This is a genomic window from Nocardioides sp. GY 10127, assembly GCF_004919085.1.
Taxonomy (GTDB): Bacteria; Actinomycetota; Actinomycetes; order Propionibacteriales; family Nocardioidaceae; genus Nocardioides.
Genome location: NZ_STGL01000006.1, coordinates 132,627 through 144,981 on the forward strand (window position 1 = coordinate 132,627; position 12,355 = coordinate 144,981).

Consider the following 12,355-nt stretch of genomic DNA (forward strand, 5'->3'; position numbering starts at 1 on the left):
CTGGGGATCAGAACGCCGTCCCTAGCTGTCCCGTGGCGAGTGAACGCACGATCACGAAGGGCGGCCGTCCTCGGGTCTGGTCACCCGGGGACGGCATGGAACGTAAAGAAGATCTCAGGAACACCGAGCGCTTTGTGCTGATCCCCTTTACTTTGGCAACAACCAACGTCAGGCAACTCGGAACATGGCAGAAAGAACCTGCGGTGACGGTCCTGGGACCAGCACCGACACCGCAGTTCGAGGACAAGCTCTGTACGGCGGCGAACCCGAAAATTCGGTATTCGTCGTTGTCACGGCCCTCGATCGACACGATCGCGACCAGAAGAATCGACCGTGAGAACAACCGTGCATCCACCTCGCCATCAGGCGTCGGGCTCCCCCCAGGAGCCCGCCGCCGGACCAGCTCAAAGACGAGCCGGCCAGGGGCAGGACAAGCCGCAGCAGAAGCGCCGCCGCGGCCGCCCTCCCCAGATGCCGGACGACCACACACCCCTCACCTCGGTGGGGATCGACGCCACCACGCGGTCCGCGTGGCTGCTCGCCGCGTCACGGAGCCTCCACCCGGACGGTGCCGTGGCCGAACGAGGAGCCTTCACGCAGGCCGTGGTGGACCTCGGCGTGCCGGCCGACCTCAGCCGCATGTCGCGGTGGGAGTCGGGCCAGCTGCCGGTCTCGGACCGGCTGCTCGGCGCGTACGAGTCGATCCTGTCCACGCCGCCCCTGGCGCTGCGGGGGCTCACCCGCCTGCTCCGGCGGCACGAGGGCGCCCACGGGCACCCCGAGGTCCGACACCAGGGCGGGGAGCCCCGGCCGGACGTCGCGGGCCAGCTCATCGAGGGCGTCCTGGCCACCGACGAGATCACCGGCAGCGACTGGCTGGCGCTCTCGCTCGAGCTCGAGCGGTTCGACTTCGTCTTCCTGCGTGACGACGACTGGCGGGCGCTGTGCCTGCGGCTCGTCGAGGAGACGGTCCGCACCCGCGGGCTCGACCAGGCCCTGCGCTACGAGGCGCTGGCCACCCTGGTCACCTCGCCGGTGAGCCGCCGCCACGTCATGCACTCGCTGGGCATCTGGGTCACGGCGGCCGACTGCGGCTCGGTCGGTCCGCTGCTCTCGCTGCTGACCCTCGTCCCGGACCCCGCCGCCGGCCGCCTCGTCACCCGCCTCCTGGACGACGGCCGCCCGGCCATCGCCGGGGCGGCCATGGACGTCGTGGCCGACCTCGTGGCCCGCGAGCAGCTCGACCTGGTCGGGCTCAAGGTCGCCGAGCAGCACGCCCTCCGCGGGCTGCTCGACGAGCGGGTGGCGGGCTCCCCCGAGCTGCTGAACCTGCTCGCGGCGCTGCCCACCGAGTCGTTCAGCAAGGCGCTCGAGCCCGTCCGCACCCACTGGATGCGCACGTGGGCCCTGGCCGGTCGCGAGACGCGGATGCTGATGCCGGTGGAGGTCGGCCGGGCGCTCACGCGGCGCCTCGCCACCGACGTCCAGGCGGCCACGCCCAGCCCGTACGCGGCGGAGAACGACGCCATGCTCCAGCGGCTGCTCACCGAGACGCTGTTCCACGTCTCCAGCCAGCGTCGGCGCGTGGCCGGGTGGCTCGTGGCCAGCAGCCCCTACGGCCCGGCGGCCTGCGACCTGCTGCACGAGCTCGCCGTGACCAGCCACGACCCCGTCCGCGAGCGCGCGGTCGAGGCCCTCTGGCTCGTCGCGACCCCGGAGAGCGCCCTGGGCGAGGCACCCGTCCCCACCCGCGCCTCCGGGCCGTCGGCGGCGATGCTCACCGCCCCGCCCGCCGGCCTCGAGGGCCGCTGGTGGCGGGGGCTGGGAGGCACCGTCGTCGACAGCCTCCGCCCCCGCCTGGTCCAGGTGGGGTGAGCGTGGGGTGAGCGCCCGCCGGCGTCCTCGCGAAGGCCTCAGGCCTTGGCCACGAGGACGCCGGCGGTCTCGCCGTCGCCCACGGTGACCTCGCCGGAGCCCGCGGGGGCCTCGGCGGCGACCTCGAAGGACGTCGCGAGCGTCTCGCTGGTGAGCAGGTCGGCGTGCGCCGTGGCGGCCGCCTGCACCGCCGCGCCGCCCGAGACCGTGAGGGCGATCCGGTCCGAGACGTCCAGGCCCGCGTCGCGGCGCGCCTGCTGGACCGCCCGCACCAGGTCGCGCGCCAGGCCCTCGGCGGCCAGAGCCTCGGTCACCGTGGTGTCGAGGACGACGAAGCCGCCGGCCGGCAGCACGCCGACCGCGACGCCCTCGTCCGCCGAGCCCGCGACGGTCTCGAGGCTGTACTCGCCCTCGACCAGCGCAATGCCGCCGGCCGTGACGACGCCCTCGGCGTCCACGGACCAGTCGCCCGACTTCGAGCCCTTGATCGCCTGCTGCACCTGCTTGCCCAGGCGCGGGCCGGCCGCCCGCGCGTTGACGCTGAGGCGCTGCTCCACGCCGTACGCGGCCGCCTCGTCGGCGTCCGCGGCGAGCAGGCGGACCTCCTTCACGTTCACCTCGTCGGCGACGATGCCGGTGAAGTCCGCGAGCGCGCTCGGGTCCGGCACGACGACGACCAGCGAGGAGAGCGGCAGGCGCGTGCGGTGGCCGGCGGCCTTGCGCAGCGCCGAGGTGGCCGAGCAGACCTCGCGGACGGTGTCCATCGCGGCGACCAGGCCGTCGTCGGCCGGCAGGTCCTCCACCGACGGGAAGTCGGTGAGGTGCACGGACCGGCCGCCGGTCAGCCCGCGCCAGACCTCCTCGGTCACCAGCGGCATGAGCGGCGCCGCGACCCGGCACACCGTCTCCAGGGCGGTGTAGAGGGTGTCGAACGCGGCCGTGTCGTCGTCCCAGAACCGGTCGCGGCTGCGCCGGATGTACCAGTTCGTGAGGACGTCGAGGAACGACCGCACCGCGTCGCACGCCTCCGAGACGGCGTAGGTGTCCATCGCCTCGGTCGTCTCGGCCACGAGGTCGCGGCACTTGGCCAGCAGGTACCGGTCGAGCGGGTCCGTGGACGCCGTCGACGCACTCGCCTCGTGCCCCGCGCCGCCGTTCGCGGCGTTGGCGTAGAGGGTGAAGAAGTACCAGCTGCTCCACAGCGGCATGAGGACCTGGCGCACCGAGTCGCGGATGCCCTGCTCGGTGACGATGAGGTTGCCGCCGCGCAGGATCGGGCTCGACATGAGGAACCAGCGCATCGCGTCCGCGCCGTCCCGGTCGAAGACCTCCGAGACGTCCGGGTAGTTGCGCAGCGACTTGCTCATCTTGTTGCCGTCGCTGCCCAGGACGATGCCGTGGCTGATGCAGTTGCTGAACGCCGGCTTGCCGAACAGCGCCGTGGCCAGGATGTGCAGCGTGTAGAACCAGCCGCGGGTCTGGCCGATGTACTCGACGATGAAGTCCGCCGGGAAGTGGCCCTTCGTGGCCGAGGTGCCGTCGAACCAGTCGGCGTTCTCGAACGGGTAGTGCACCTGGGCGTAGCTCATCGAGCCCGAGTCGAACCACACGTCCAGCACGTCGGTGACGCGGCGCATCGTGCTCTTGCCGGTCGGGTCGTCGGGGTTGGGCCGGGTGAGCTGGTCGACGAACGGCCGGTGCAGGTCCGGGTTGCCGTCGGCGTCGCGCGGGAGCTCGCCGAAGTCGGCCTCGAGCTCGGCGAAGGAGCCGTAGACGTCCAGGCGCGGGTAGGCCGGGTCGTCCGACTTCCACACCGGCACCGGGGAGCCCCAGAAGCGGTTGCGGGTGATCGACCAGTCGCGGGCGTTGGCCAGCCACTTGCCGAACTGGCCGTCCTGGATGTGGTTCGGCACCCAGTTGATCTGCTGGTTGTTGGCCAGCATCTGGTCCTTGATCGCCGTGACCGAGACGAACCAGGACGAGACGCCCTTGTAGATCAGCGGCTGGCGGCAGCGCCAGCAGTGCGGGTAGCTGTGGTCGTAGGTCTCGCGGCGCAGCAGGATGGTGCCGGGCGTGACGGCGCCGGTCTCGCCGGAGGCCCCACCGAGGGCACGGGTGGCGGCCTTGAGGTGGTCGATGACGTGCGGGTTGGCGTCGAAGACGAGCATCCCGGCGTAGTCGAGGACGGGCGCGGTGAACCGGCCGTCCTTGCCGACCGGCATGACGGCCTCGATGCCCTCGCGGTCGGTGACCTCCTTGTCGACCTCACCGAACGCGCCGGCGGTGTGGACGAGGCCCACACCGTCGGTGGTGGTCACGGCGTCGTCGGCGGCCACGACCCGGAACGCGTTCTCGTGGCCCGCGTAGTAGGAGAACGGCGGCTCGTAGGTCCGGCCGAGCAGCTGGGCGCCGGTGTAGCGACCGAGGACGGTCGGCTCCTCGGCGTCCGGGAAGAGCTCCTTCTTGTAGGAGCCCAGGCGGGCCTCCGCGATGACGTACTTGGCGGTGACGTCGGTGCCGGGCACCCCGGCCTCGACCACGACGTAGTCGATCTCGGTGCCGACCATGACGGCCAGGTGGCTGGGGAGGGTCCACGGCGTGGTGGTCCACACGAGCAGGTGGGCGCCGTCGAGCACCTCGTCCTCGCCGGTGGAGTGCAGCTGCAGGCCGACGGTGACCGCCGGGTCCTGCCGGTTCTGGTAGACGTCGTCGTCCATCCGCAGCTCGTGGTTCGACAGCGGCGTCTCGTCCTGCCAGCAGTACGGCAGCACGCGGAAGCCCTCGTAGACCAGGCCCTTGTCGTGCAGGGACTTGAACGCCCAGATGACCGACTCCATGTACTCGGGGTTCATGGTCCGGTAGTCGTTGTCGAAGTCGACCCAGCGCGCCTGTCGGGTGACGTACTCGCGCCACTCGCCGGTGTACTTCATGACGGACTCGCGGCAGGCGGCGTTGAACTTCTCGATGCCCAGCTCGACGATCTCGTCGGTGGTCTTGATGCCGTTGAGGCGCATCGCCTCGAGCTCGGCGGGCAGGCCGTGGGTGTCCCAGCCGAAGCGGCGCTCGACCCGCTTGCCGCGCATCGTCTGGTAGCGCGGCACCAGGTCCTTCACGTAGCCGGTGAGGAGGTGGCCGTAGTGCGGCAGGCCGTTGGCGAAGGGCGGGCCGTCGTAGAAGACGAACTCGTTGCTGCCGTCGGCGCCGGGGTCGCGGGCCTCCACGGAGGCGCGGAACGTCCCGTCGGCCTCCCAGTAGGCGAGCACCTTCTCCTCGATGCCCGGGAAGCGCGGGGAGGAGGGGACGCCGGCGGAGCCGTCTGCGTCGCCGGCGGTCGAGACCTTGGGGTAGGTCGCCATGAGGTGAGCTCCTGGGAGGTGCGGGTGGGTGTCGTGGGTCCTGCCTCACGAGGACGACGTCCACCCGCCGTGCTCGGCGCGGGACCCCGCGGTACCACCTCGCTTGCCACCCCGGTGCTGCTGGGAGCGGCCGCTCGTTCTCGGCTGTGACGGGCCCACCCGTCCGGTTCTACTGGGCGGGCACGCGACCCGCTGTTCTTCCGGAGGCTCGCCGCTGATGACGGCTCGAACGCCTGTGGGGTCGATGGTAGCCACGCGACCCCGCCAGGGGTAAACGGGATTGCGCGCGCCCCGCCCGCCGGGGTGGGGTGGGACGCATGACCGGACTGTGGCTCCCGCCCGAGGACGACCCCCGACAGGCCCTGCCCCAGGAGCGCGGCGAGAAGCCGACCGTCCTGGGCTACCTCGCCCACTACCGGCTGACGCTGCGGCTGAAGTGCGCGGAGCTCTCCCCCGCCCAGCTCGCCACGCGGTCCGTGCCGCCCTCGTCGATGTCGCTGCTGGGGCTGGTGCGCCACCTGGCCCGGGTCGAGCACCACTGGGCCCGGCGCTGCGTCGAGGGCCACGAGGACCTCCCGCGGCTCTACCGCACCGAGGAGCAGCCCGACCTGGACTTCGACGGGGTGGAGCCGACGTCCGCGTGCGTGGCCGATGCCTGGGCCGCCTGGGAGCGGGAGGTCGCCCATGCCGACCTGCTGCGCGAGTGCCTGGACGGGCGGACGGGGGTCTAGAGCTCAGGCCGGCGGATCAGGCCGGCAGCGTCGACGGCCCCGGGGCCAGCGCGACCCCGGCCCGCTCGGCGGCCACCCCGAGGCGCCGCTCGGCCTCGGCGCGCAGCTGCCAGGGCAGCCGGTGCGCGAGCAGCCGGCCGACCGCGCCGTGCTTGAGCTCCGGCACCTGACCGGGCTCCACGTGCAGCAGCCCACAGGCGATGGCCTCGTCGAGGCCGTCCCGGCCCACGGCGCTGATCACCAGCGCGAGCGGGGCGTGCGGCCCGGCGACGAGCACGACGGCCAGCGCGGTGCGGCCGTCGGGCGAGAGCCGGTCGACGCGGGCCATCACGGCGCTCTCCAGCACGGCGGCGAAGGCGGGGGCCAGGGTCGCCGGGTCCGGCACCTCCTTGGCGAGGTGGACGAGCGGCTCGATCTCCGGCAGGTCCAGCAGGGCCGCCAGGCGACCCGGGTTGCCGACGCTCGCGCGGTGCAGGCACGAGACCGGGCCACCGCCCGGCTCCAGCGCCTCGCCGAGCGCGGCCGAGGCCATGTGGGCGACCGCGTCGCGGCCGAGCCCGGGCAGGTCGAGCACGGTCGCAGCCGGGTCCTCGGACACCAGGGGGACGTCCTCGTGGGCGCCGAGCACGAGCGAGACGCCGGAGAGCCGCGCGACGTCCGCGAGCCGCTGGAGCTCCTCGGGGGTGCAGCGGTCCGCGTCGTCCACGACGAGGTTGTTGCCGCGGCGGATGGAGGGCGGCAGCAGGCCGCCGGCGTCCGCGAGGACCTGCTCGGGGGCCTCCTCGGGCACCCACGGCGACCCCGCACCGGTGGCCGGGCTGCGGCCGGCGACGCCCAGGCGGCGCGAGACCTCGCGCAGCACGGACGTGACGCCCCCGCCGGCGCGGCCGCGCACCAGCACGGGCCGCCCCTCGCGTGCGGCGGCCTCGATCCTGGCCAGCTCCCGGTTGCGACCCACCAGCAGGGTCTTCCGGGAGTCGGTGGTGACTCCCGAGATCACGTCGACTCCCCCGGCCGGTCCCGCCCGGCCCACGTTCGTGGAGCCACCCCCCAGCGGCCCCGTGACCACGAGGGTAAAGCCCCCGGGGGCGTCCGCCAAGGTGCGCCGAGGGCAAGAACTGTGCAAGAACTGTGAGCACATCTGTACCCCTGGGTGGGGCTCGTGGACCCTGCGGCGGACTCGGGGCCGGACCCTGCGCCGGACCGCGGGGCGGGCGCCGCGCCGCCCTGTCGGCCGGGCCGCCTAGGCTTGACCCCCGTGACCGAGCAGAACGCGACCGAGACCACCACGAGCGCCTGGGGCCACGGCCTGGCCACCCGCACCGAGGACGGCACCGTCCTCGACGTCTGGTTCCCCGAGCCCCGCCTGGGCGCCATGCCCGCGGACGCCCAGGTGCCCGCCGAGCTCACCGAGCTGACCGGCGCGGACGACGCCCGACGGGTGCGCCGCGACGTCGTCACCGTCGAGATCGCCGACCTCGCCGCGGCCCCCACCGACACCGCCGACGTGTGGCTGCGCCTGCACCTGCTCTCGCACCGCCTCGTGGCCCCGCACGGCCAGAACCTCGACGGCATCTTCGGCAAGCTCACCAACGTCGTGTGGACCTCCGCCGGCCCCTGCTCCGTCGAGGGCTTCGAGCTCACCCGCGCCCGCCTGCGCGCCAAGCACGGCTCCGTCACCGTCTTCGGCGTCGACAAGTTCCCGCGGATGGTCGACTACGTGATGCCCACCGGCGTCCGGATCGCCGACGCCGACCGCGTCCGCCTCGGCGCCCACCTGGCCGAGGGCACCACCGTCATGCACGAGGGCTTCGTGAACTTCAACGCCGGCACGCTCGGCGCCTCGATGGTCGAGGGCCGCATCTCCGCGGGCGTCGTGGTCGGCGACGGCTCCGACGTCGGCGGCGGCGCCTCGATCATGGGGACGCTCTCCGGCGGCGGCAAGCAGGTCATCTCGATCGGCGAGCGCTGCCTCCTCGGCGCCAACGCCGGCCTGGGCATCCCGCTCGGCGACGACTGCGTGGTCGAGGCCGGCCTCTACGTCACCGCCGGCACCAAGCTCACCGTCAAGGAGGCCGGCGCCGAGCCGCGCACCGTCAAGGCCCTCGAGCTCGCGGGCGCCTCGAACGTCCTGTTCCGCCGCAACTCCCTCACCGGTGGCGTCGAGGCCGTCGCGTGGAAGGGCGAGGGCATCGCCCTCAACGCGGACCTGCACGCCAACTGACGCCGGCTGACGCACCGGCTCAGGGCCGGGGCGGGCAGCCGATTGGCGCCCGCCCTGGTCCGACCCGGACCATGGCCCGCATGAGGAAGCTGATCGTGGCCGTGGTGGCCCTCGGCCTCCTCGCCGTGGTGGCGACCCTGGGGGTCCGCTCCTTCATCAGCCACGTCGTCAACCCGTTCCTCGCCACCCCCGAGTGCGTCGCCACCGCCGGTGACGACAGCGTGACGCTCACCCTCGAGCAGGCGCAGAACGCGGCCCTCATCGCCGCCATCTCCGTGGAGCGCGGGCTCCCCGCCCGGGCCGCCACCATCGCCCTGGCCACCGCCTACCAGGAGTCGAAGCTCTACAACCTCACCACGGGCGACCGGGACTCCCTCGGCCTCTTCCAGCAGCGCCCGTCCCAGGGCTGGGGCACCGAGGCAGAGGTGCAGAACCCGGCCTACGCCACCAACGCCTTCTACGACGCCCTGGAGCAGGTCGACGGCTGGCAGGACATGCCCGTCACCGAGGCCGCCCAGGCCGTGCAGCGCTCCGCCTTCCCCGACGCCTACGCCGACCACGAGGCCGACGCCCGCGTGCTGGCCTCGGCCCTCACCGGCTGGTCGAAGGCCGGATTCACCTGCGTGACCTCCTCCGAGCCGTCCGCGGGCCCCACGAAGCTGCTGGCCACGGGGCTGACGAAGCGGGCCGACCGGGTCCGCCGCGAGCTCCTCGCCGTCTTCGGCGACGATCTCTCCCTCGGTGGGTTCGAGCCGGGCGGGGTCTCCAGCGGGCACTCGGAGGACTCCGCGCACTACCAGGGCCGCGCCGTGGACGTGTTCTTCCGTCCGGTCACGAAGGCGAACCGGGCCCACGGCTGGGCGGTCGCGTCCTACCTCGTCGCCCAGGCCGACCGCCTCGGCATCGCCACCGTCATCTACGACGCCAAGATCTGGACCGCCCGCCGCGACTCCGAGGGCTGGCGCGACTACGACATCGACACCGGGGACGCCGATGCGGCCACCCGCCGGGTCCTGCTGCACCGCGACCACGTCCACGTCGACGTCTTCGAGTAGGCGGGTCAGCCGGGCCCGGCGGGTCAGCTAGGCCGGGCGGGTCAGGCGCAGGCGCCGGCGGCGAGCGCGTCGAACTGCCACTCGCTGAGGTCGGTGGTGCCGTCGGGCGTGACCAGTCGGCACAGTCCGTGCGGGGTGCGCCACGCGTACTCGTCCTCGCTCAGCTGCACGCACCGGAAGCCGGCATGGGTCTTGGCCCGGTGGGACGTGCGGCTCAGCGGTGCTGCCTGGAGGTCGCCGGTCTGACCGGGTGGACCGCCCGGGTCCCACGGGACCGGGTGGTCGAGGTCCAGCCCGCCGGTCGGCCCTCGCCCCATCGTCGTGGAGTGCGGGAAGACGCAGCCCGGCGAGCGCAGGTGCACCCGCTCCCGCACGCTCATCGGGTGCTCGTAGGCGTTGACGTTCTGCCACTCGCCCAGGTCCAGCACCGGCCGCACGGTGACCCGCGCGTGCCCGACCAGCCGCCGCAGCTGCTCCAGCAGCAGCGGCCCCAGGCCCTCCGCCCGCGCGGGGCAGCGGGTCGAGCCGGTCAGCACGGTGTCGGAGAGGTGGACGTAGAGCACCACCCGGTTGCGGTGCGACGGCGTCCGCACCGCGTCGTCGACCGGTGCCTCCTCCTCGCTCACAGCCTCCTCGGCCAGCAGCGCAGCCACCCTCTCGGGGTGCGCCAGCCAGCCGAAGGCGATGGCCCGCAGCTCCTCCCGGGCCACGGTCCTCGGCAGGTCCGGCGGCAGCAGGTCGGGCCGCGCGGCCAGCGCGTCGGCGACCCGCTCCACGAGGGCGTCCACCCACACGGCGTCGCCGGCCTCGACGCGGGCGATGACGGACCGGAAGCCGTGCTCGTCGGTGCGCGTGAGCCAGACACCGCGGCGCCGCAGCTGGGCCTCGACCCGCGCCGCGTGGGCGGCGGGGTCGGCGGCGATCACGGCAGCCTCCGCGACGGTCAGTACCCGGCTCGGGCCCTCGCCCGCCAGTGCCTGGGCCACGCGCAGGTCCACGACCTCCACCGCCCTCCGGGACAGCCCGCGCGACATCGAGGCCACCTTGCGGGCCACCCACGGCTCGCACTCCCCGCGCCGGACGACGGCCCAGCAGGCGGGCAGCCGGTGGCGCAGGTCCAGCGCGTCGGCCAGGAACGCCCGGGTGGAGAGCACGTGGGTGCGGCGCGCGACGGCCAGCTCGGGCAGCGACAGCTCCCGCACCATCGGGCAGCCCTCCCCACCGAGCTCGACCAGCCGGTCGCCGCCGCGGTCCCACGTCGAGCGCCCGGGGTCGAGCGCCGGGTCGCCGGCGTGCAGGTCGGCCCAGGCCAGGGCGAGCTCCAGGTCGGAGACCTCGGCGGCCCGCCGGGCGCGGACGCACGCCTCCGTCGCCGCCAGCACCCCGTCCGGGGTGTCGGGCGGCGGCGGTGCGGCGTCCGTGTGCGCCGCCTGCGTCGTCCAGGCCATGTCCAGGAACCTAGGACATCCCAACGACAAGCCCCCTGACCTGCAGGAAGCCCAGAAAGCGGAACCGGGAGAACCTGCTCAGGCCGAGGTGAGCCGCTCCACGGCCGCGTCGACCCGCTCGTCGGTCGCGGTGAACGCCACGCGGACGTGGGTGGAGCCGGCGGCGCCGTAGAACGTGCCGGGGGCGACGAGGATGCCGCGCTCGGCCAGCCACGCGACGGTCTCCCACGCGTCCTGCTCGACCCCGTCGACCACGCGGGTCGACCAGAGGTAGAGGGACGCCTCGGAGTGGTCCACGCGGAAGCCGGACGCCTCGAGCGCCGCGCGCAGCTTGGCCCGCCGGGCCGCGTACCGGGCGTGCTGCTCGATCGCGTGGGCGTCGTCGTCCAGGGCGGCCTTCATGGCCTCCTGCATCGGGCCGGGCATGATCAGGCCCAGGTTCTTGCGGACGGCGAGGAGCTCGCCGACCAGCACGGGGTCTCCGGCGACGAACGAGCACCGGTAGCCGGCGAGGTTGGAGCGCTTCGAGAGCGAGTGCAGCGCCAGCAGGCCCTCGTGCGAGCCGCCGCAGACGTCCGGGTGCAGGACGGAGACGGGCTCGGCCTCCCACGCGCACTCGACGTAGCACTCGTCCGAGACGACCACGGTGCCGCGCTCGCGGGCCCAGTCGACGACCTTCTTGAGGTGCTCCTTGGGCAGCACGCGACCGGTCGGGTTCGACGGGCTGTTGAGCCACAGGAGCGCCGGGGCCTGCGGGCCGAGCGCGGTGGTGGAGTCGGTGGCCAGCGGGGTGGCGCCAGCCAGCACGGCACCGACCTCGTAGGTCGGGTAGGCCAGCTCGGGGAAGACCACCGTGTCACCGGGGCCGACGCCAAGGTGCAGCGCGAGCTGGGCGACGAGCTCCTTGGAGCCGACGGTCGGCAGCACCTGGTCGAGCCCGAGGCCGGTGACGCCGAGCCGGCGCTCCATCCAGTCCAGGCACGCCTGCCGGGTCGAGGCCAGGCCGACGGTGGTCGGGTAGCCCGACCACTGGGTGGCCGCCGCGAGGGCCTCGGCCGCGACGTCCGGCGTGGGGTCCACGGGCGTGCCGACGGAGAGGTCGACGATCCCGCCCGGGTGCGAACGGGCCTTCTCCGCGTGGGCGCGCAGGCCGTCCCACGGGAAGTCGGGCAGGCGGCTGGAGACGGACGCGCGGCCCCGCACGAGCGGGGCCGCGGTCGCGGACGTGCTGGTCAGGACGAGCTCCTGTGGAAGATGCGGGCTCAGCCCTGGTTCTGCGGGGGGAGCGCCTCGATGAGCGCGGCGTCCTTGTCGATCGCGCCGGTCTTCGAGGCGCCGCCCGGGGAGCCCAGGTCGTCGAAGAACGTCACGTTGGCGTCGTAGTAGTCCTTGTGCTCGGCCGGCACGTCGTCCTCGTAGAAGATCGCCTCGACGGGGCAGACGGGCTCACAGGCACCGCAGTCGACGCACTCGTCGGGGTGGATGTAGAGCATCCGCTTGCCCTCGTAGATGCAGTCGACGGGGCACTCGTCCACGCACGCCTTGTCCTTGACGTCGACGCACGGCTGGGAGATGACGTAGGTCACCGGACTCCTCCTGAGTGGGGTGGGACATGGTCGGCACGGGTCGGCCACCCTCTCACCGAGCGGTCGGCACCAACCACGCC

9 protein-coding genes are annotated in these 12,355 nt (G+C 73.5%); 4 read left to right on the top strand and 5 right to left on the bottom strand.

Annotation, left to right across the window (positions count from 1 at the left end; all coding sequences use genetic code 11):
• The first annotated feature begins 471 nt into the window (after positions 1-471).
• The gene (locus tag E8D37_RS10700; protein WP_136569767.1) at positions 472-1,875 is read left to right on the top strand and encodes a hypothetical protein; all 1,404 of its coding nucleotides are present in this window, start codon (positions 472-474) and stop codon (positions 1,873-1,875) included.
• Positions 1,876-1,913: 38 nt separating this feature from the next.
• Here E8D37_RS10700 and ileS read toward each other — a convergent pair whose 3' ends face one another.
• A complete protein-coding gene (ileS, locus tag E8D37_RS10705; RefSeq protein WP_136569768.1) occupies positions 1,914-5,231 on the bottom strand; it encodes an isoleucine--tRNA ligase in 3,318 nt (1,105 codons plus the stop codon).
• A gap of 317 nt (positions 5,232-5,548) precedes the next feature.
• Here ileS and E8D37_RS10710 point away from each other — a divergent pair, with 317 nt between their 5' ends.
• On the top strand, positions 5,549-5,962 hold the full coding sequence (locus E8D37_RS10710; protein WP_136569769.1) for a DUF664 domain-containing protein: 414 nt from the start codon (positions 5,549-5,551) through the stop codon (positions 5,960-5,962).
• A gap of 16 nt (positions 5,963-5,978) precedes the next feature.
• Here E8D37_RS10710 and E8D37_RS10715 read toward each other — a convergent pair whose 3' ends face one another.
• A complete protein-coding gene (locus E8D37_RS10715; protein WP_136569770.1) occupies positions 5,979-6,962 on the bottom strand; it encodes a hypothetical protein in 984 nt (327 codons plus the stop codon).
• Between the two features lie 258 nt (positions 6,963-7,220).
• Here E8D37_RS10715 and dapD point away from each other — a divergent pair, with 258 nt between their 5' ends.
• Positions 7,221-8,186 (top strand): 2,3,4,5-tetrahydropyridine-2,6-dicarboxylate N-succinyltransferase, encoded by a 966-nt coding sequence (dapD, locus tag E8D37_RS10720; RefSeq protein ID WP_136569771.1) that lies wholly within the window; start codon positions 7,221-7,223, stop codon positions 8,184-8,186.
• A gap of 80 nt (positions 8,187-8,266) precedes the next feature.
• On the top strand, positions 8,267-9,241 hold the full coding sequence (locus E8D37_RS10725) for a hypothetical protein (protein ID WP_136569772.1): 975 nt from the start codon (positions 8,267-8,269) through the stop codon (positions 9,239-9,241).
• Positions 9,242-9,282: 41 nt separating this feature from the next.
• Here E8D37_RS10725 and E8D37_RS10730 read toward each other — a convergent pair whose 3' ends face one another.
• The 3 genes from E8D37_RS10730 to fdxA all read right to left on the bottom strand — a co-directional run bounded on the left by E8D37_RS10730 (position 9,283) and on the right by fdxA (position 12,275).
• Positions 9,283-10,689, bottom strand: a complete 1,407-nt coding sequence (locus E8D37_RS10730; protein WP_136569773.1) for a hypothetical protein — start codon at positions 10,687-10,689, stop codon at positions 9,283-9,285.
• Between the two features lie 78 nt (positions 10,690-10,767).
• Positions 10,768-11,892, bottom strand: coding sequence for a succinyldiaminopimelate transaminase (dapC, locus tag E8D37_RS10735; RefSeq protein ID WP_240770346.1), 1,125 nt, complete (start codon positions 11,890-11,892; stop codon positions 10,768-10,770).
• Between the two features lie 59 nt (positions 11,893-11,951).
• Positions 11,952-12,275 carry a ferredoxin gene (gene fdxA / locus E8D37_RS10740; protein ID WP_136569774.1) on the bottom strand — a complete coding sequence of 108 codons (324 nt, stop codon included), beginning with the start codon at positions 12,273-12,275 and terminating at the stop codon, positions 11,952-11,954.
• Positions 12,276-12,355: the final 80 nt, after the last annotated feature.

Bases quoted from the DNA above. Each gene is read 5' to 3' on its own strand.
- E8D37_RS10710 (WP_136569769.1), top strand. From the start codon at position 5,549: ATGACCGGACTGTGGCTCCCGCCCGAGGACGACCCCCGACAGGCCCTG.
- E8D37_RS10730 (WP_136569773.1), bottom strand. From the start codon at position 10,689: ATGGCCTGGACGACGCAGGCGGCGCACACGGACGCCGCACCGCCGCCG.
- E8D37_RS10725 (WP_136569772.1), top strand. From the start codon at position 8,267: ATGAGGAAGCTGATCGTGGCCGTGGTGGCCCTCGGCCTCCTCGCCGTG.
- ileS (WP_136569768.1), bottom strand. From the start codon at position 5,231: ATGGCGACCTACCCCAAGGTCTCGACCGCCGGCGACGCAGACGGCTCC.
- E8D37_RS10700 (WP_136569767.1), top strand. From the start codon at position 472: ATGCCGGACGACCACACACCCCTCACCTCGGTGGGGATCGACGCCACC.